Here is a 21,421-nt window from a genome sequence, read left to right as displayed (position 1 = left end):
CAAATTTAAATATGATTACTGATAAACAAAATTTGATTATGATTGTAGATGATAACGCGAACAATGCCAAAGTCTTGTTTGATTTCTTGCAAGCATCAGGTTTTCGAGTCTTGGTTGCTAAAAGTGGGGAGAGTGCCCTGGAGAAATTACAGGTAATCACCCCTGATTTAATCTTATTAGATGTCATGATGCCGGGAATCGATGGCTTTGAAACATGTCGGCGCTTCAAAGAAAAAGAAGTTACCCAAGATATCCCAGTCATCTTTATGACCGCCCTATCGGATGTAGTGGATAAAGTTACAGGTTTAAGTCTCGGTGCAGTAGACTATATCACCAAGCCGTTTCAACAGGAAGATGTCTTAGCTCGGATCAATGTTCACCTAAAATTGCGTCACCTCAACCAAAAACTAGAACAACGCGCAGCAGAGCTTAGTTCCACCTTATACCAGTTACAACAATCCCAACTACAGTTGGTACAGAGTGAAAAAATGTCTACTCTAGGAGAATTAGTCGCCGGGGTGGCTCATGAAATTAACAATCCTGCTGGCTTTATTCGGGGGAATCTCACCTATGCTCAAAAATATGTGCAAGACCTAATCGAGCATATCCATCTCTATAAAAACCAAGCAACGCCTGTGGAAATTGCCCAACATGCAACCAAAATTGAGTTGGATTATCTCCTCAAAGACCTACCCAAAATCCTCATATCAATGGAATCGGGAGTAGACCGTATCTGTGATCTGAGTGTTTCTTTAAGAAGTTTCTCTCGTGCTGATAGCACCATTAAAATTCCTTTTAATATTCATGATAGCATCGAAAGCACTATCTTAATTCTCCAACATCGATTAAAAGCATCAGATACTCATCCCGCGATTGAAGTCATCAAAAATTACGGCGATTTACCTGAAATAAAATGCTACCCAGGACAACTGAATCAGGTATTTATGAATTTGTTAGCTAACGCCATTGATGCTTTAGAAGAGTCTAATTTAGGGCGGAGCTATCGCGAAGTTGCAGCTAATCCTAATAAAATTATAATTCAAACCTTCCTAACTGAAGATAAAAATCATATTTTAATTAAGATTAAAGATAATGGGGTGGGAATGTCAGAGGTCGTCCAAGAAAAAATATTTGAGCATTTATTCACCACCAAACCTGTAGGAAAAGGGACAGGATTGGGGTTATCAATTAGCCATCAAATTATTGTGCAAAAACATGGGGGTACTCTCGAAGTACATTCAGCAATAGGAGAGGGTTCAGAGTTTACGATTACCATTCCTATAGAGAGTTCTAATTAGCCGTCATTCGCGGCGTACACCAGGAGCCATGAAAATAGGCATAGGGCATAGGGCATAGGGCATTGGTGACTTTTCTCTATGCCCTATGCCTTATTCCCCATGCCCTAAAACTCTATCCCGTTGTGGGTGGAGTTTTTTATATACAAATTCTGTGAAATATTGCTCAACATTTGGGAACTATATTCATGTAGACCAATAATTATCCATCATAATACATGAATTTATGTTTAAAGTAGTAGTAGGTCACAGTAACGATCCAGATTCTCTCTCAGCAGTTGAAGAAGTTGTTCAGCAATGCACCTCGTCTCTAGCAGGCGATATCCCACAGGCGGGGATTTTATTTGCAGCCATTGACTTTGAGCATTCCCTAATATTGCAACAAATTAATCAGGGTTTTCCAGGAATTGAGTTGATTGGTGGAACTACGGATGGGGAAATCTCCTCAGTGTTGGAGTTTCAGCAAGACTCAATAACTTTAATGTTGTTTTGCTCAGATGAAGTGCAAATTCATGCAGGAATTGGGCGCAAAGTTTCTGTTGACCCTATAACTGCAACCAAACAAGCTGTAGAACAAGCAAAAGCAAAAAGCACAGCAGCGCCGCAGTTATGTTTAACTCATCCTGAGAGCCTAACTACTAGTGGTGTGTCCATTTTAAATGGCTTAAAGCTAGCATTGGGTCAAAATGTGCCAATATTTGGTGGTTTGGCGGCGGATCAATCAAGATATGAAAATACATATCAATTCTTTAACACAGAAGTGTTAAGTGATTCTGTACCAATATTGCTATTTTCTGGTGCTATATTGTTTTCCCACGGTATAGCCAGTGGTTGGCGTCCTATAGGTAAACGCAGCAAAGTGACCAAGGTAGATAAAAATATTGTGTATGAAATAGATGGTAAACCCGCTTTAGATTTCTATCATTATTATCTGGGTTCCCTGCCTCCGTCAATGGAATATCCTTTAGCAGTGTTTGCTGAAAATGGAGAAAGTTTTTATATGAGAGCGCCCATTTCTTATGATGAAGAGACCGGTAGTATTGCCTTTTTTGTGGATTACATCATCAAGCCCTTTCAGGAACAGGAAGTCTTAGCTCGGATTAAAACCCATCTTCAACTACGGAATTTAACAAAAACTTTAGAAAAACAAGTTGAAGAAAGAACAGCAGAACTTTCCCAGGCTTTAGAAGAACTACAAAAATCCCAGCTTCATTTAATACAGAAAGAAAAAATGTCTGCGCTTGGCCAATTAGTAGCAGGAGTGGCTCATGAAATCAATAATCCAGTTGGTTGTATTCATGGTAATCTGACCCACGCTGCAGAATATGGTTCTTGCGTACTTAGCGTGCTTAATTATCAATTAAAGTCTATAAATTTGCTTTAAAAGCAAGGCTTACAGGCGTTCATAATTTAATTTCTAGCAATATGATATAAAATACAGAAAATAATGGCTATTATCTTAGCTCTGCAAGGGTTTCAATCTGATTATTTAATAAATTCAGCACGCTAAGTACGGAAGAGCCATTAATCTGTAACTCTGTACCAGGAGAAGGTGCGGAGTTTGTGATCAAGATTCCGATCAAAGCTGAGGGTGTAGATTGAACTACTCAGACTTGCCTATGGCTGAAGTCTAAAAGGATGTTTGAAAAGTCTAATTTACTACTCACATTGGCGGTTAGAAACCGCGTCTACACAAGACTTTACCCACCGACCTGGGTTGAAAACCCTTAATTATAAGTTAATTTTATTTAACAAATGATATTATTTTAATATACTGATGAATCAAATAATAAATAATTGATTAATCATCCTGTAAGCTTATAGCTGATGGTTAAGTTGTCATGCTTCAAAAAACACAGACCTCAGAGAAGGTGACACGCAGATCATGCAACCGTTTGAACTGCCGGACTTTTACATGCCTTGGCCGGCGCGGCTCAACCCAAACCTGGAAGCAGCGCGAGTGCATTCCAAGGCATGGGCACTTGGCTCAGAAGAGGAAGCCCAAGACGAGCCTCAGCAACGCAGCGAGAAAATTCGGGAGTAATAGATATAAAATATGCTACCTTTTGAATTACCGGATTTTTATATGCCATGGCCAGCCCGCGTAAACCCCAACCTAGAGGGTGCGCGCCTACACAGCAAGGAGTGGGCATATAAGGTGGGTATCCTCGGATCGGACGACGATGCAGTATGGGATGAGAAAACTTTTGATAAGATGGATTTCGCCGCTTTTGCTGCAGCCACTCACCCAGATGCACCTGCTCCTGAGTTGGACTTGATCACTGATTGGTATATTTGGGGATGGTTTGTAGATGACTACTTCGCTCAAGCCTTTGAGGTGGGAAACAAGGATCTAGGAGAGGCTAAGGCATATCTCTCTCGACTGCTGTCCTTTATGCCCACCGTTCTAGACACACCCATACCAGAACCCCAGAACCCGACGGAGTTTGCCCTAGTTGATTTGTGGCCTCGTACCGCGCCTACTATGTCTGTGCATTGGCGACAGCGATTTGTAGAACACATACAAATCATGTCTGAGGCCAGCTTGCGAGAGCTGTTTAACAAAAACAAGAACCAGGAACGAATTCTTGATCCAGTTGAGTACATCAAGATACGCCGTATAATCAGCGGGATGATTTGGTCTGCGGATTTAGTCGAACACTCCCTGGCGGCGGAGATTCCACCAGAGATCTACGATAAGCGGCCTATCCGGGTGCTAAACGACATCTTCTGTGACACCGTAGGTCTACGTAACGACATCATTTCCTACCAGAAGGACATCGATGAAGGCAGGATCAATAACTGTGTAATCGTGGCGGAACACTTCCTAAATACCAAAATACAGGAAGCTGTGAACTTCGTCAATGACCTCGTGACCTCACGACTGTACCAGTTCGAGCATACTATGACGATGGAACTCCCTCCACTGTTGGATGAGTATGGGCTGGATGGTGCGGCGCGTCAGCGAGTGTTGCTCTATGTCAAGGCACTCCGAGACTGGATGGCTGGGGATTTGGAGTGGGAAACCCGACCTGGTGGCCGATACCTACCAGGCGAATCGGAGCAAGATGAGGCACAACTTGTCACTAAGCGTTTAAATACTGCCCTGGCGCGTGCTGGCTTATCGCCATCTGCGATGGGATTAAGGGTAAGAACCTATAATTACGTTCCTTTCCAGACTGTGGGGGCAATTACCCTACCAGAGTTTTATATGCCGTTTTCTACAGGGCTGAATCCTCACCTGGATGAAGGGCGACGGACTTCTAAGCAATGGGCTTACGAAATGGGAATGATAGGGATTCCTGGTATCAGTTTTTGGGATGAACGTAAGTTTGATGCTCTTGATACGGCGTTGGATTGTGCATTAATTTATCCGAAAGCTCCCACTGCGGTGTACGATGTGATGACAAAATGCAATGTTTGGGGTTTCTATCTCGATGGTTACTTTGAGGCACGCTACTTAGCTACCCGTGACATAGTAGGGGGAAGAGTGTTCCTTGCTCGACTGTTGGCATTGATATCTAGCGATTCTGCCCCTCTTCTGCTGCCAGCCGATCCATGCGAACGTGGCTTGGCTGATCTATGGCAGAGCATGGCTGGTTCTCTGACTGCTGACACAAAGCAGCAGGTGCGTTGCGCCCTAACAGAAACATTTGAAAGTTGGGTGTGGCAACTCGACAACCAGATACAGAATCGCATCCCAGACCCAATCGATTACATAGAGACACGCATTAAGACAATAGGTTTTGACTTCTTGGTGCTGTTGAACAACAGCGACAAAACACCCCCTGAACTTTATGACACTCCACCTATACGTAGCCTGTACAACGCGGCTGGCGATGTTTTTGGTTTAACCAACGACATCATTTCCTATCAAAAAGAAATTGAATCCGAAGGGCTACTTTCCAATGGCGTGTTGGTCACTCAGCATTTTCTTGACTGCGACTTAGCGCAAGCTGTTGAGGTTGTCAACAACCTGATTACGGCACGGGTGCGTGAGTTTGAACACATCGTCGCTACCGAATTACCAGTCCTCTGTGAGGACTTCAACCTAGACACAAGTGATCGCCAGAAGCTATTTGGATATGTCGAACAACTACAGTTCTTGATGTGTGGCTTCCTCAAATGGCAGTTGGGAACTAGTTACTATAAAGAATCTGAATTTGGACGCGATCCAAGCCCCAGGAACCTGTTCAATCTCCCTACAGCGTTAGACTCCTCAGCCCCCGCAGAAGTACAAAAACAGTTGGTTGGTGTCCTCAATGGGCTAGGTAGTTCGGCGGCAAAGATTGGCACGCCATCATCTAAGACTGATGAGAGAAGCATTCAATCCATACCCACCGAGAAGGCTATTTTGTCAAAACAGTTAATTGGTGTCCTCAATGGGCTAGGTACTTCAGCAGCAAAGATTGGCACGCCATCTATATCTAAGACTGGTGAGGACAGCATTCAGTCCATACCGACCGACAAGGCTGAGTCAATTATTTCGTCAAAACAGTTCCTTGGTGGTCCCACAGGGCTGGGCACCTCGACTGCACGTATCAGCTCGTTGATCGGTGCAGGGGATCTAGGGTCAGAATAATTGGTAATTGATAATTCGTAATTCGTAATTAACCCGGAACCTATCCTTAGCAAGTTTTATAAGCAAGCTAAGTGGCTCAGAGCAAGGAATCAATTGAGTTGTTCTGCGTTTTAATTACGAATTACGAATTACCAATTACACAAATTAGTAATTCATTTGAGATCGGTTTCTTACTAACTAGAACTTGGAGGATGAAGTTGTGACTTATTCTAGTGATTCCAATGTGAATGTTGAAGGTCAGCAGCCCCAGTTGAGTTTGAGTACAGGGGCTGCCAAAAATTTGGCGACGACGACCAAATCTGCACCGCAGATGCAGGAAATTACATCGCGGTGGTTGTTAAGACTGTTACCGTGGGTGCAAACCAAGGGTGGCGTATATCGCGTCAACCGACGGTTTACTTATACCGTGGGTGATGGGCGGATCAGTTTCACCAACGTCGGAGCGACGGTGCAGGTGATTCCCCAGGAACTGACTGAGTTACCATTGCTCAGAGGGTTTGAAGACACGCAAGTATTGACCTCGTTGGCAAACCAGTTTGTGCAGCAGGAGTTCGCCCCAGATGATGTGATTGTCGAAATTGGTCAACCGGCTGATCGCATCATCCTGATTGCTCATGGTAAAGTGAATAAGATTGGTGTTGGCAAGTATGACGAGCAAATCGTGTTGGATGTGCTGGCCGACGGCGACCATTTCGGCGATGAAACTGTGGTGCAGTCCGAGGACACCTGGCAATACACGTTCAAGGCGATTACCAGAACCATAGTCTTATCGCTACCCCAACAGGTGTTTGAAGGGCTGATCGCTCAGTCCGAAGCGTTGCGAACTCATGTTGAACAGTTTCGCGATCGCCTGAGCCAGCCACAGAATGCCCAAGGTGAAGCCGCGATTGAGCTGACAACTGATCATCCCCAAGAGACTGCATTGGCGGGAACCTTCGTTGATTACGATCTCTCACCCAGGGAATATGAGTTGAGCCTCGCCCAAACCGTGTTGCGCGTGAGTACCCGGGTCGCCGATCTCTACAACGAACCCTACAATCAGACGGAAGAACAATTGCGGCTGACTGTCGAAGCATTGCGGGAACGTCAAGAACACGAGTTGATCAACAACCGCGAATTCGGGTTGCTGCACAACGCCGACCTCAAACACCGCATCTACAGCCGTGGTGGCGCACCTACCCCCGATGACCTAGACGAATTGCTAGCGACGATATGGAAAGAACCGGCATTCTTCCTGGCTCACCCCCGGACAATCGCTGCTTTCGGTCGGGAAGCCAACCGCGTGGGTGTCTATCCTACCAGCGTAGATATTAACGGCGCTCAGGTCACAGCTTGGCGCGGTGTACCAATTTTCCCCTGCAATAAGATACCCATCACCAATAATCGCACTAGTTCTATTCTCTTGCTCCGCACTGGTCTAGAAAAACAAGGGGTAATCGGTTTACATCAAACTGGTATCCCCGATGAATACCAACCTAGCCTATCTGTCCGCTTCATGGGCATCACCGAACAGGCGATCATCTCCTACCTCGTCACCGCCTACTACTCCGCAGCTGTCCTTGTTCCTGACGCACTTGGCATTCTTGAAGATGTCGAAATTGGGCGTTAGTTAAATATTTATTCATCAGATTCATCAGAGGTTAAGGTGAATGATTTTTGTCAATGAGTAATTACGTAGAAAATTGGGCGTAATACCAATTCAAAAAATCTTTGCCATAAATCGATAATCTGTAGGGGCGCAAGGCCTTGCGCCCCTACCCAATCTATCTGTCGCATTCTTTGTTTAAATTGGTATAATTACTCATTGACAAAATGGTTATAGTCTTAACCTCTCACCTATTGGATCAGGCATTTTTATTGACATACTCCCTGATCTGAAAGTTCAGGGATTCTGGATTCAAACAGCAATAGCAGGCATAGCCCGTCTTACATCACCTAGCCCGACAGACAATGCCCTGCCTGTTGCCACTATTTTACCAAAAAGCCGTCCTAGAAGAACGGCGGCTCTAGACCCAAGCTTTCGGTAAATGAACCACATCTTTATATCTCACGCATTCGCGCAGCGTCCCGTAGGGAAGGCGCATTCGCGGAGCGTCTCGCAGAGAAGGCGCATTCGCGGAGCGTCCCGTAGGGAAGGAAGAAAGAAATACAAATATCAGCTTGTGGTCTAAATAGATGAAAACTGCTGTAAAGAGTCGTTTCCCACGAGCGGTCTAAAGACACTGAGTTTCCCACTTACCGCGAGGTTCTATGACGTATTCTAATGATTCGGGTTTGGATGTTGAGAGCAGACAACCTCAACTGAGTTTGAGTAAAGATGCTGCCCGAAATTTGTCCACGACCACCAAATCTGCACCACAGATGCAGGAAATTACCTCACGGTGGTTGTTGAAGATGTTGCCGTGGGTGCAGACGCAGGGTGGCACCTATCAGCTAAACCGTCGCTTGACCTATACCGTGGGTGATGGGCGAGTTACTTTCACCAACACCGGAACGACGGTACAGGTAATTCCCCAAGAACTTTGTGAGTTACCATTGCTGCGAGGGTTTGAGGACACTGAGGTGTTAAGCGCCTTGGCGGGTCGGTTTGTGCAACAAGAGTTCGCACCTGGTGATATTATAGTCCAATCAGGTCAACCAGCCGAGCGGCTATTCTTAATTGCTCATGGCAAGGTGAACAAGATTGGTATTGGCAAATATGACCAGCAGCCTCTGTTGGATATGCTGGCGGACGGCGACCATTTCGGTGATCAGGCGTTGGTGGAGCCAGAAGGAACTTGGAAATTCACCATCCAGGCTGTGACCCGAACCACGGTATTGGCGCTACCACAGCAGGCGTTTCGGGAACTGCTCAACCGGTCGCAGACTTTGCAGGCTCACCTTGAGGAGTTGAGGAATCGCGCCGCACAACCACAAAACAAGTACGGTGAAGCTTTAATCGCCTTTTCCTCTAATCATAGCACAGAGACGACGTTACCGGGAACATTTGTTGACTACGAACTCTCACCCCGGGAATATGAGTTGAGCATTGCTCAGACTATGTTGCGGGTAAATACTCGCGTTGCGGATCTGTACAATGAACCGTACAACCAGACGGAACAACAATTGCGGCTGACGATAGAGGCTTTGCGGGAACGTCAAGAACATGAGTTGATCAACAATCGCGAATTTGGGTTGCTGCACAATGCTGACCTCAAACAGCGTATCTACAGCCGCAGCGGTCGCCCCACTCCCGATGACCTTGATGAACTGATTACCCGTCGGCGCAAGACGAAGTTTTTTCTGGCTCATCCTCGCACTATTGCAGCCTTCGGTCGGGAGTGTAACCGTTTGGGTATCTCCACAGAAAGCATTGACATGGATGGGAGTAAGGTAATCACCTGGCGCAATGTACCTATTCTTCCTTGTAACAAAATCCCGATTACTAGAAACCAGACTAGTTCTATCCTTGCACTCCGCACCGGTGTGGAAGACCAAGGCGTGATTGGGCTACACCAAACTGGTATCCCCGACGAATACCAACCCAGCTTGTCTGTGCGATTTATGGGTATTAGTGAAAAGGCGATCATGTCCTACCTCGTCACCGCCTATTACTCCGCAGCCGTCCTTGTCCCGGATGCACTCGGTATTCTCGAAGATGTAGAAATCGGCCGTTGAGGGGGAGAAAATCAGGGGCACGGTTATTAGCCGTACCCCTAGACATTGATCAAGTTGGCGATTAAGCCTACAATTGTTCTGGCAGTTTTGTGGTAATCACGCTAGCCTGAGTACTCACAATTTTTGTTGCTTGTAAAATTGGAGTATGGGCAACGGAATTATTTACCAGGGTAAACAGCGGATTTGACAAAATACCCGCGATAGAAGTGGCAATTAAGGTCACAATTAGCCCAACTTGCAAAGGTCTAAACCCAGGCAAATTCCAATTGATGTCGGGATAATTTTGCACCACTTCCGACATTTCTTGAGGTTCTTTGACGACCATCATTTTGACTACACGAATGTAGTAGTAGATGGAGACGACACTTGTCACTAAACCTAACAAGACTAACCAGTAAAGACCGGCTTGCCAACCAGCCCAGAACAAGTAAATCTTCCCGAAAAATCCCGCTAGTGGGGGAATCCCACCCAAGGAAAGCAGGGAGATGCTCAACGCCAGGGTGAGGAGTGGGTCTTTTTGATACAAACCGGAGTATTCCGCAATCTGGTCAGTTCCCGTCCGTAGAGAGAACAGAATGATACAGGTAAAGCCGCACAGGTTCATGAACAAATAGACCAGCAGGTAAAAAATCATACTGGAATATCCCGCATTTGTACCCGCAATCAAGCCAATCATCACAAACCCAGCTTGGGCAATGGATGAATAAGCTAACATCCGTTTCATGCTGGTTTGGGCGAGGGCGACTACGTTACCCAAGATCATACTTAGCACGGCGAGGGCGGTAAAGACAAACCTCCATTCGTCAGCCACGAGGGGGAAGACTACGGTCAGTAAGCGAATCGCTAAGGCAAATCCAGCCGCTTTGGAACCGACAGATAAAAAGGCAATCACTGGAGTGGGTGCGCCTTCATAAACGTCTGGTGTCCACTGGTGGAAGGGTGCGGCGGAGATTTTAAAGCCAATACCTGCAATCACAAATACAAGGGCTATGACTAAGCCTAGGGATTGACCGACCTTAGCTGTGGCGATACCATTGGCGATCGCACTCAGTTCCGTTTGTCCACCCGATAGACCATACAACAGCGATACCCCATATAAAAATACCGCTGTACTCGAAGCCCCAATCAACAAGTATTTCAGCGCCGCTTCATTGGAGCGTGGGTCACGCTTGGTATAACCTGTCAACAAATAAGAGGAAATACTCAGTGTTTCTAGTGAGATGAAAATCATCACTAACTCACTAGCCCCAGAGAGAAACATTGCTCCCAAGGTAGCTGTGAGCAAAATCGCGATGAATTCCGCTAAAGCGGTGCCACTCTGTTCAATGTAACGAATGGACATCAATATAGTCACAGCGGCAGACAAAGCAATGATACCGCGAAAGACAATACTGAGGTCGTCACTGTTAAATTCACCGCTAAAGGAGATGGGATTAGTGCTGTCCCATTGAAAATACAGGGCGACAATCGAACTTAGTAACCCGGCGATCGCCAGATATCCAATCCAGCGTGAGGATGTACGCCCTAAAATCAAATCAACAATCAAAACCCCCAAGAGGGTGAGAATCACAATTCCCTCTGGCAAAATCGTTCCAGCATTTAACTGGGATGCAAGATTAGCAAAATCCATGAGATATGTAGGCTTTGGCGATTAGATATCAAGGCTGACTCTGTTTATTCTATCTATTGTTCTTTACCAAATTGCCATAAACCTTTCTGTCTTATGGTACAGACTGTCCCCAGCTTGAAAGCTTGTTCCATAAATGGTAGTAGCTTTTGATCATTAAAGCGCGTAGGGGCAAGGCATTGCCTTGCCCATTTTGAGCATTAAAGCGCGTAGGGGCAAGGCATTGCCTTGCCCCTACAGCTATCATATCGGGTGGATTTATGGGTATCTGAAAATTTAGGCGGCTAAACATCCTCTGTGTCTGGGTGGTTAAATAAATAACTTTTTTCACCGCAGAGTCCGCAGAGAGCGCAGAGAAAAAACAGGCTGAGGGATGATACTATATACTTAAGTAATATGTCTATCATAAGTTTTTACCTATGAAATATCTAGTCATTACAAAAAATACTTATGGCTGAATACTCTGGAATGACCCCAACTGTAGTAATTTGATAAGGGGTACATCTAAGGAAGTTTTAAGCAAAATTCGGCGACAGAAATTTCTGTAGTTCGGATAAACAATTAAAGCAAGTAAAGCTATTTTTTATGCTAAAAATTCAGAGAAGCATCCGCGCATTTATATCTTTTTTCGCTTTATTCTGTATAAGTTTATTATTTGTTGTTAGTTGCGGTAATAATTCACAAATTCCTACAACCAGTGATTCTACACCCCCAGCTATAACTAATACTGGAATTTCTATGGGTTTTAGCGCTTGGCCTGGTTGGTTTCCCTGGCAAATAGCACAAGAACAAAAGCTATTTGAAGCTCAGAAAGTTAATGTAAATTTAAAGTGGTTCGATGGCTATTTAGATTCCATCAAAGCCTTGACAGCAGGTCAACTCAATGTAAATAGCCAAACGTTGAATGATACAATTAGCTCTGTGGCTGGTGGTTCAGATCAAGTTATAGTTTTAGTGAACGATAACTCGACTGGCAACGATAAAATTATTGTTCGTGAAGGAATTAATAGCATTGCTGACCTCAAAGGGAAAACAGTTGCAGCCGAAGAAGGTACAGTTGACCATTTTCTCTTGTTACTAGGTTTAAAAAAAGCAGGTTTAACCCAAGCAGATATTAACTTCAAACCATTAGAAACAGGTGCTGCTGCTGCTGCTTTTGTGGCTGGTAAAGTTGATGCAGTCTGTGTTTTTGCACCATTCACAACCAAGGCTTTATCACGTCCTGGAAGCAAGGACTTATTCAGTTCCAAAGACTTTCCTGGAGCAATTCCTGATCATTTAGTAGTGACTCGCCAGTTGATTGATAAACAACCCGAATCTGTCCAAGCTTTGGTGGATACTTGGTTTGCTACTTTGGATTTTATCAAAAAAAATCGGGAAAAATCTCTCGAAATTTTGGCGAAACGTGCGGGCGTATCGGTTAAGGAATATCAGGAATACGACGCTGGAACGAAAATATTTACAATAGAAGAAAATTTAGAAGCTTTTCGCCCCGGTAGCAATATGAAATCTCTAAATTATGCTGCTGGCGAAATTGGTAAATTTCTAGTGGAATCTAAACTAGCAAAACAATTACCTGACACCAGCAAATTGTTTGATGATCGTTTTATCAAAGCCTATGCTGCTAAACAAAAAAAAGCTCCGTAATTCTCCTTATCAACAAAAAATGTTGCCATTCACTGTCTTTTGGCGCATTGCTGAAGATATTCCTAAAGCCTTGACTAGGACTTTAATTTTTTTGTCAATTAGTCTTCCTCTAGTCACATGGTGGATTATTTCTAATAGTAATTTAATCTCACCTTTATTACTTCCTACTCCCATTCAGGTTGGGAATGCTTTTCAGCGTCTGTGGGTCAGTGGAGATTTACAAACCGATATTACCTTTAGTTTGTTTCGGGTACTGACTGGTTTTTTATTAGTAGCAATTATTTCTATACCTTTGGGTACACTGATGGGGGCTTTTGCCAGTATTCGGGCTTTACTGGAACCAATTATTGGGATTATCCGCTATATGCCGGCGCCTGCGTTTATTCCTTTACTAATTTTATATTTTGGTTTAGATGAAACGCCAAAAATTATGCTGATTTTTATCGGCACTTTATTTTTTAATACCTTAATGGTGATGGATGCAGTGAAGTTTGTTCCTCAAGAACTAATCGAAACTACTTATACTCTAGGTGGTAGAAGATTACAAGTTTTACTACAAGTCATTTTCCCCTTTATTATCCCTAACATAATTGATGCTTGTCGCGTTAATATGGCAGCATCTTGGAACTTGGTGATTGTTGCGGAATTGGTAGCAGCGACAGAAGGTTTAGGTCGTAGGATTAGTGTTGCTCAAAGATTTCTGAAAACCGATGAAATTTTTGTGGGATTAATTGTTATTGGTTTAATCGGGTTAGCGATAGATTTACTGTTTCGGTTATTACTGCGCCTTAGCTGTAAATGGTCTATCGATTAGGAACTAAAATAAATAGCTAATGTTAATAAATATATGTATTTACAGGTTAATCAAGTATCTAAACAATTGCTAACTAAACGCGGCTCACTGATAGTCCTAGAAGATATCAATTTGCATATTGAAGAAGGAGAATTTGTCTGTGTAGTGGGGACAAGTGGTTGTGGTAAGTCAACCTTGCTGCGGTTAATTGCGGGTTTAGATCCTGTGACATCAGGAGAGATCAAGGTTGATGGGATAAGGGTTACAGGTCCTGGAGCAGACCGTGGTATTGTGTTTCAAAATTACACCCTATATCCTTGGATGAGTGTGGCAGAAAATGTGGAATTTGGCTTAAAACTGCAAGGTGTATCCAAGAGAAACCGACGACAACAGTCGGCTGATTATTTAGAAATAGTGGGTTTGTCGCGATTTGCTAAAGCCCTACCAAAAGAACTTTCTGGTGGAATGAAGCAACGGGTAGCGATCGCTCGTGCTTTGGTATCGCAACCCAAAATTTTGCTCATGGATGAACCATTTGGTGCCTTGGATGTGCAGACCAAAGAAGTGATGCATAAATTCTTGCAGGAAATTTGGCGGCGTACAAGCACTACAATTTTGATGATTACTCACGATGTTGAGGAAGCCATTTTTCTGTCTCAACGTATTTATGTTTTAAGTTCACAACCAGGTACGGTCAGGGAAGAATTCTTAATTCAACTACCGCAGAAATCTACAGAGCAAATTAAGCGTCATCCCATATTTTTAAAATACAAGGACCAGGTAATGAAACTGCTATTTTCTTAACACCAATTCACATCACTATGATGAGTTAGCCTCAACCCAACCAACCATTTTCCCAAAGCTACGCACCCAGCGGATACTGAGTAGCGAATGGTGGGTTTAACCCCTCATGGCACGGAAAAAATCAGAGTTTTTGGCGTGATTTGTAGGGGATCTAGGCCTTGCGCCCCGAACGACAATCGTCCTCACATAGCTGATCAAATGGGTCTCACCCCCGATTTGCGACTCAGCATCCGAGGGGAGTCGAGGTGTTGAAATAGGTGGACGTTTTTTCTGTCTTTATCATTTTACCAAAGAAATGGGTTTTTGGAAAACTATAGTCGCCAATTATGCCCAAGATAAGTTAAAGATTGAAATAGCTGGAAATACCACCCGGCATTATTCTACCTTATCCTCAAGAAAAGACCGCCCTCGAAGTGAGAGCGGATTTTCACTCTAGCAGCCAGGTTGTGTGAGGATGAAATCACATCTATGGGCGGACGTTGCTCTTGACATCTCGCCGAAATTGTCTCAACTTGACTGTTTAGCTTAATAGCTATTATTTCTTTTAAAATTTCCATGTCAACTCTCGTCATCGTCGAATCTCCAACCAAGGCTCGTACCATTCGCAACTACCTACCATCAGGCTATCGGGTGGAAGCGTCAATGGGTCATGTGCGTGACCTACCCCAGTCAGCTAGTGAAATTCCCGCAGCGGTCAAAGGGGAAAAATGGGCGCAGCTGGGGGTGAATGTAGACGCCGATTTTGAACCGGTGTATGTTGTCCCCAAGGACAAAAAGAAAATTGTCACTCAGCTTAAAGAAGCCCTCAAAGGGGTAGATGAACTGATTCTAGCAACTGACGAAGACCGTGAAGGCGAAAGCATTAGTTGGCACTTATACCAATTATTGAAACCGAAAGTACCGACTAAGCGGATGGTGTTTCACGAAATTACCCAAGATGCCATCAAAAAAGCGTTGAAAAACTGCCGTAATATTGATGAGCAGTTAGTTCGCGCCCAAGAAACGCGGCGAATTTTGGATCGACTCGTAGGCTATACCCTGTCTCCCTTACTGTGGAAAAAAATCGCCTGGGGATTATCCGCAGGGCGGGTACAATCGGTAGCGGTGCGGCTTTTAGTCAAAAAGGAACGCCTACGCCGTGCTTTCCATGAGGGAACTTATTGGGATTTAAAAGCCAGCTTGGTGCAAGAAAAAACGCCATTTAGCGCCCTGTTGGTGACGCTAGGAGGGACGAAAATTGCCAACGGCAGCGATTTTGACCCAGCGACGGGACAAATTGCCGCTGGTCGCAATGTCTTATTGCTCAACGAAGAACAAGCAGAAGCTCTCAAAGAACGCCTGAGCGATCAAATCTGGACTGTCTCAGACATCGAAGAACGTCCAGTCACCCGCAAACCCGCACCACCGTTTACCACCTCAACACTACAACAAGAATCCAACCGGAAATTGCGCCTTTCAGCTAGAGACACAATGCGGGTTGCCCAAAATTTGTATGAGCAAGGGTATATTACCTATATGCGTACAGATTCGGTGCATTTGTCAGAGCAGGCGATCGCCGCTGCTCGTAGCTGTGTAGAACAACTTTACGGTAAACAATATCTCAGCCCCCAACCCCGCCAATACACCACCAAATCTAAAGGTGCCCAGGAAGCACACGAAGCCATTCGTCCGGCTGGTAGCAGTTTCCGCACCCCCCAAGAAACTGGTTTAGGCGGTCGGGAACTGGCTGTGTATGATTTGATTTGGAAGCGCACCGTCGCCTCCCAAATGGCTGACTCCCGCCAAACTCAAGTTACTGTGCAGTTACAAGTTGAAGATGCTGGGTTTCGTTCCTCTGGTAAACGGATTGATTTTCCAGGGTATTTACGCGCCTATGTCGAAGGATCAGATGATCCTGAAGCCGCATTGGAAGATAAGGAAGTAATTTTGCCTAACCTGAAAGTCGGCGATCATCCCAATTGTACCGACCTAGAAGCCGTGGGACACGAAACCCAACCCCCAGCCAGGTACACCGAAGCCACTCTGGTCAAAACCCTAGAAAGCGAAGGTATTGGGCGACCCAGTACTTACGCCAGCATCATCGGCACAATTATTGATAAGGGTTACGCCCAATTAACCAATAACGCCCTCATCCCCACCTTTACCGCTTTCGCTGTCACCGACCTCCTAGAAAAATATTTTCCCGACATCGTTGATCCCAGCTTTACCTCTAAAATGGAGCAAACCCTGGATGACATCGCCGAAGGACAGGTTAATTGGCTACCTTACCTACGGGAATTTTATCTCGGCGAAAAAGGTTTAGAAACCCTGGTCAAGGAACAGGAAAATCAGATTGATGCCAATAAAGCCAGGACAGTGGAACTGGAAAATTTAGCCGCCAAAGTCCGCATTGGTAAATATGGTCCTTACATCGAAGTCGAAAATGGCGACGGTGTAGTTACAGCCTCCATTCCCAAAGACCTCACCCCAGCAGACCTCGACCCCAAACAAGTAGAAGTCCTGCTGCGCCAAAAAACCACAGGCCCTGACCAACTCGGTCGCCATCCCGAAACTGGCGAACCAATTTATGTGAAAATTGGGACTTACGGCCCCTACGTGCAATTGGGCGACAAGACAGAAGAAAACCCCAAACCTAAACAAGCTTCCCTACCCAAGGGAGTCACCCCAGAAACAGCCACCCTGGACATGGCTGTGGGTCTTTTGGCACTACCCCGAACCTTGGGAGTCCATCCTGACACTGGTGGCAAAATTCAAGCCAGCTTGGGGCGTTTTGGCCCTTATGTCGTTCATGACCAAGGTAAGGAAGGCAAAGATTACCGCTCCCTGAAAGCTACTGATAATGTATTGACAATTTCTTTGCAACGTGCATTAGAGTTATTATCCGAACCGAAAAAAGGACGCGCCGCCAATAGCAAATCGAAAGCAGCCTTACGCGAGTTGGGTATACATCCAGAAGATGATACACCAGTAAACATTTATGACGGACCATACGGGCCTTACATCAAGCATGGCAAAATTAATGTCAGCATTCCCGAAGATGAAACAGTAGAAAATATCACTTTATCTACAGCCCTGACGTTATTGGCAAGCAAAAAACCAACAGCGAAATCTACTCGCAAGACAACTAAATCAACTAATTCTCAATCGAAGTCAACTGCTAAATCTGGCAAAACTGCAGCGAAAAAAAATGAGGTTGACAGTTAACTCTTGTCTAAAAAATGGGTGCAGCAGCGACTATCTGTCATCAGTACAGCAGATGACCACTGATAACCAACTGGCAATGCAGCCCTCTAGGTTAAGAATGTGATAATCTAAGAAGTAAGGGAGATCACAACGCTAAATTTTAGAAGTGGCTCATCCCCGAAATCCGGCAGTGTGTGTCAGCCAAATGAGAAGCCAGAGGTGCGAAAGTACGCCAGTTTCTGCGTAGCTGTTAATCAAAAAATGAGGTAGTATCTCAGGAGCCGTCAGTTCAATGGACTATATAGAAAAGGTACTGGAAAAGCTTAAGGAATTGGCACGTAAGCTAATTGAAGCCCTATTAGGGCCAGAAACCGAGCCGGAACCGGAACTGATTCCGATTCCAGTAAATGACCGTTCTCGTCGTCGCTAAGAGTCTAAAGGTGCTGAACTTGACGTTACAACCTTTAAGCATTTTAGTACTGCATGGGCCAAACCTAAATTTGCTAGGACAGCGAGAACCAGGAATTTATGGTTCGTTGACACTGGCTGAAATTAACCGCCTGTTACAAGCAGAAGGACAAAAATTACAGGCGGAAGTTTTTCCCTTGCAGTCAAATCATGAAGGGGTTTTGGTAGATACTATTCATGAAGCATTCGGCAAACATCAGGGAATTTTGATTAATCCCGGGGCTTACACCCATACCAGTGTAGCCCTCCGCGATGCAATCACTGGCGTTAACTTACCTACAGTCGAAGTACACTTGAGTAACATTTACCGCCGAGAAGATTTCCGCCATCATTCTTATATCGCCCCAGTAGCTATCGGACAAATTAGTGGTTTTGGCGCCCAAAGTTACTTGTTGGGCTTACAGGCGTTGGTGCATCATTTAAGACAGTAAGGAGTAATGAGTAAGGAGTAAGGAGTAAGGAGTTAGGAGTTAGGAGTAATGAGTTAGGAGTTAGGAGTTAGGAGTTAGGAGTTAGGAGTTAGGAGTTAGGAGTTAGGAGTTAGGAGTAAGGAGTAAGGAGTAATGAGTAAGGAGTAATGAGTAAGGAGTAAGGAGTAAGGAGTAAGGAGTAAGGAGTAAGGAGTAAGGAGTTAGGAGTTAGGAGTTAGGAGTTAGGAGTAAAGAGTAAGGAGTAAGGAGTAAGGAGTAAGGAGTAAGGAGTAATGAGTAATGCTGAGGGGGTGACAACTTAGTCTCAAAGCCTTATCAAATAAGGATTATCAAAGGGTGAGCCTTGAAACGCTCAAAACAAATTGGGAACCTATCCCAACAGAAAAATCAGACTTTTGGGCTGTGATTATTGAGAATGGAATCAATAAACCCGAAAAATGATCTTGATCTTTTCATGGCACAAGCGTTCAAAACCCTTACTGCGTCTTTGGTTCAATACTGCGTAGGTTTTGAAAATCGCAAAGCGTGAAACCCTTATAAAGAGTAATCTCCTAGTTAAGTATTTGCTGGACTTCCACGGACATTTATTTACAAACCGCACCAAAAACCTTGCTCGCGTATGGTGCAGACCCTACGCGCTCTCAGGGCTTCTGTCACCACATGTTTCAAGAAAATTTACATAAACCTTCTAGACCCACCTGTACTGTTTATGTGATGATTTGAAAAGCTTGCCTTACAAGTAAATTTGTGTTACTGACTTCTATCAAAACCAAGTTAAAATTGACTGCTGACCAGAAAATTCTGATGTCAAAACATGCTGGCATATCCCGATTTACATACAATTGGGGACTTGCTACATGGCAAGCATTGTATCAATCTGGATATCAACCCAATCACTTGATTTTGAAAAAGTTCTTTAATAATCAAGTCAAGCCACTTTTGACCTGGATTAAAGAACCAGGTATTTGTCAAAAAGTCACGGAATTTGCTTTTGATAATTTAGGGAAAGCTTTTAAGAACTTCTTTTCTAAACGAGCAGAATATCCCAAGTTTAAAAGAAAAGGGAGAAATGAGAGTTTTACAATTAATGCGGGTGGTAAACCAATAAATATCGGTGGTAAACGGATTAAATTACCAACGATTGGCTGGGTTGCAAGTTATGAATCTTTACCTCACACCACAACCACAAAGGTTACTATATCTCAATCTGCGGGAGATTGGTACATTTCTTGTGCTTATGAAATAGAACCAGAAATCACTCCTAAAGAACATGATTATGTCGGTGTAGATTTAGGGATAAAAACCTTAGCTACCCTATCAACAGGAGTAATTTTTGTTAATCCGAAAGCTTTAAAAAGAGCGAGGAGGAAGTTAACAAGATTACAACGTCAACTTACAAGGAAAATCAAGGGGAGTAATCGTTATAAAAAACAAAAGTTGAGAATATCTAAACTGCATCGACGTATTACTAATATACGTATTGATGCGACTCATAAAGCAACTACATTTATCTGCAAAAACCACGCAGTAGTAGCTTTGGAGGATTTGAATACTTCAGGGATGTTGAAAAATCATAAATTAGCCGGTGCTGTCAGCGATGCTAATTTTTATGAATTCCGCAGACAAGTAGAATATAAAGTAATTAGATATGGTGGAACTGTCGTATTTGTGGATAGATTTTACCCATCTAGTAAAACTTGTGCAAATTGTGGAGAAATTCAAGAAATTAGTTTATCACAGCGGGTTTACGAGTGTAAAAGATGTCAGCATACCGAAGACCGAGATTTAAATGCGTCTAAAAATCTCGAAAAATATGCACGTCAGGCTAAAGCGTGTCTGGACGTTAAGGGATAGCCGCTCCCATGCTCCCGTTGAAACGTCAAGTAATGTCGGGATTTGTCCAGATTTTATGTAGCAGATTACATGTAACGTCTCTACATTCGTTAACCGAGCAGTTAGTCTTTATGCGCTACTCCGTTTATGATCGGTTTCGAGGTACAATGCTTGGGGCGCTGGTCGGTGAAAGTTTAGCTTCAAGTCGTGATATACAGTCGCACACTCGCACTGACTTGGACTCAATAGCAGTTATCAGTGCCCAAAGCTTGATTGAACTTGGCTTGTTAGATTTAGATGATTGGCGAAATCGTCAGCAGCAAGAATCTCTTCAATTAGATGCTAATGATACTACTTTCTCAAAAAGAATATTATCAACACTACCAGTAGCCCTGTTTTTTCACGAAAATACAATTAAGCTGCGACAAAACTTGCTAAGTGTGTTACAAATCTGGGAGGATGATCCAGTACTAAGGGATGGAACACTAGCAGTAGGGTATGCGATCGCTCAATCTCTCACTGAAAAACTCCACCCCCGAACCCTCATCCCGGATACGATCGCCTTTATTGGACAAACGCCAACATCAATACCACAACAATTATCAAAAGTCAATTCTTTGTTAGAACAAGGAGCTGGATTAGACAAGGTGCAAACCGAGTTGAGTAGAGAAGACAAGTACAGTAACGTTATGGCGATGGCGTTTTACTGTTTTCTCAGTACCTTAGAAGACTACCGTTTGGCAGTTTTACGGGCTACTCATAATGGGGATGTTTGGCGAAAAGACCCTTGGCGGTTACACTCACAGAGTATAAGTGCAATTACAGGTGCTTTATCAGGGTCTTATAATAGCACTGCGGGTATTCCTGTAGCTTGGCGGGGTTTCCACTCGCCAGCAGATTCGGCAGGATCGGGACTGACTAATTTTTCTTTGATGGTAGAATTAGCAAAACCACTTGTAGCTGTCTGGTCAGGAGTGTATAACCTTGCCCTAGATTCAAGTGAGTTAAAAGCAGGAGGGTCTGTAATGTTTGAGGAACAAGCACCGCTTTGCGTCTTCGCATCTCCTCGCGTCATCCGGTTTCGTTGATGCGATTTTGACC

Annotated in this window: 15 protein-coding genes; 14 read left to right on the top strand and 1 reads right to left on the bottom strand. The window is 44.1% G+C overall.

Translation table 11 applies throughout. The features are described 5' to 3' along the window. Positions 1–11 precede the first annotated feature (11 nt). The 6 genes from HEQ19_16195 to HEQ19_16175 all read left to right on the top strand — a co-directional run bounded on the left by HEQ19_16195 (position 12) and on the right by HEQ19_16175 (position 9,534). A complete protein-coding gene (locus tag HEQ19_16195; GenBank protein ID WYM00820.1) occupies positions 12–1,298 on the top strand; it encodes a response regulator in 1,287 nt (428 codons plus the stop codon). 223 nt (positions 1,299–1,521) lie between these two features. Then, positions 1,522–2,679 (top strand): FIST N-terminal domain-containing protein, encoded by a 1,158-nt coding sequence (locus tag HEQ19_16190; protein WZI66932.1) that lies wholly within the window; start codon positions 1,522–1,524, stop codon positions 2,677–2,679. A gap of 531 nt (positions 2,680–3,210) precedes the next feature. Beyond that, entirely contained in the window at positions 3,211–3,339 is a 129-nt protein-coding gene (locus HEQ19_31100) for a hypothetical protein (protein WZI66931.1), read from the top strand. 171 nt (positions 3,340–3,510) lie between these two features. After that, positions 3,511–5,877 carry a germacradienol/geosmin synthase gene (locus tag HEQ19_16185; GenBank protein WZI66930.1) on the top strand — a complete coding sequence of 789 codons (2,367 nt, stop codon included), beginning with the start codon at positions 3,511–3,513 and terminating at the stop codon, positions 5,875–5,877. Between the two features lie 199 nt (positions 5,878–6,076). Continuing rightward, positions 6,077–7,486, top strand: coding sequence for a family 2B encapsulin nanocompartment shell protein (locus tag HEQ19_16180; protein ID WYM00819.1), 1,410 nt, complete (start codon positions 6,077–6,079; stop codon positions 7,484–7,486). A 641-nt stretch (positions 7,487–8,127) separates the two neighbouring features. Beyond that, complete coding sequence (locus HEQ19_16175; protein WYM00818.1) at positions 8,128–9,534, top strand: family 2B encapsulin nanocompartment shell protein; 1,407 nt, start codon at positions 8,128–8,130, stop codon at positions 9,532–9,534. 67 nt (positions 9,535–9,601) lie between these two features. Here HEQ19_16175 and HEQ19_16170 read toward each other — a convergent pair whose 3' ends face one another. Next, positions 9,602–11,164, bottom strand: coding sequence for an NAD(P)H-quinone oxidoreductase subunit N (locus tag HEQ19_16170; GenBank protein ID WYM00817.1), 1,563 nt, complete (start codon positions 11,162–11,164; stop codon positions 9,602–9,604). A 582-nt stretch (positions 11,165–11,746) separates the two neighbouring features. Here HEQ19_16170 and HEQ19_16165 point away from each other — a divergent pair. The 8 genes from HEQ19_16165 to HEQ19_16130 all read left to right on the top strand — a co-directional run bounded on the left by HEQ19_16165 (position 11,747) and on the right by HEQ19_16130 (position 21,408). After that, the gene (locus tag HEQ19_16165; protein WYM00816.1) at positions 11,747–12,808 is read left to right on the top strand and encodes an ABC transporter substrate-binding protein; all 1,062 of its coding nucleotides are present in this window, start codon (positions 11,747–11,749) and stop codon (positions 12,806–12,808) included. Continuing rightward, the gene (locus tag HEQ19_16160) at positions 12,780–13,622 is read left to right on the top strand and encodes an ABC transporter permease (GenBank protein WYM00815.1); all 843 of its coding nucleotides are present in this window, start codon (positions 12,780–12,782) and stop codon (positions 13,620–13,622) included. Before HEQ19_16165 ends, HEQ19_16160 begins: the two co-directional genes overlap by 29 nt. Positions 13,623–13,655: 33 nt before the next feature. Beyond that, positions 13,656–14,405, top strand: coding sequence for an ABC transporter ATP-binding protein (locus tag HEQ19_16155; protein WYM00814.1), 750 nt, complete (start codon positions 13,656–13,658; stop codon positions 14,403–14,405). Positions 14,406–14,960: 555 nt separating this feature from the next. After that, positions 14,961–17,609 (top strand): type I DNA topoisomerase, encoded by a 2,649-nt coding sequence (topA, locus tag HEQ19_16150; protein WYM00813.1) that lies wholly within the window; start codon positions 14,961–14,963, stop codon positions 17,607–17,609. Between the two features lie 271 nt (positions 17,610–17,880). Continuing rightward, positions 17,881–18,018: a hypothetical protein gene (locus HEQ19_16145; GenBank protein ID WYM00812.1), complete on the top strand. Its 138-nt coding sequence runs from the start codon at positions 17,881–17,883 to the stop codon at positions 18,016–18,018. Then, positions 17,996–18,487 (top strand): type II 3-dehydroquinate dehydratase, encoded by a 492-nt coding sequence (gene aroQ, locus HEQ19_16140; GenBank protein ID WYM00811.1) that lies wholly within the window; start codon positions 17,996–17,998, stop codon positions 18,485–18,487. The genes HEQ19_16145 and aroQ overlap by 23 nt, the downstream gene beginning before the upstream one ends. A 747-nt stretch (positions 18,488–19,234) precedes the next feature. Beyond that, on the top strand, positions 19,235–20,341 hold the full coding sequence (locus HEQ19_16135; GenBank protein WYM00810.1) for an RNA-guided endonuclease TnpB family protein: 1,107 nt from the start codon (positions 19,235–19,237) through the stop codon (positions 20,339–20,341). A gap of 110 nt (positions 20,342–20,451) precedes the next feature. Continuing rightward, positions 20,452–21,408: an ADP-ribosylglycohydrolase family protein gene (locus tag HEQ19_16130; GenBank protein WYM00809.1), complete on the top strand. Its 957-nt coding sequence runs from the start codon at positions 20,452–20,454 to the stop codon at positions 21,406–21,408. The last annotated feature ends 13 nt before the right edge of the window (positions 21,409–21,421 follow it).

Origin of the sequence: Gloeotrichia echinulata CP02 (assembly GCA_038087035.1) — a bacterium.
Classification (GTDB): Bacteria; Cyanobacteriota; Cyanobacteriia; order Cyanobacteriales; family Nostocaceae; genus Gloeotrichia; species Gloeotrichia echinulata.
The sequence above is the reverse complement of the archived record's forward strand: the minus strand, read 5'-3'. Positions and strand labels throughout refer to the sequence as shown.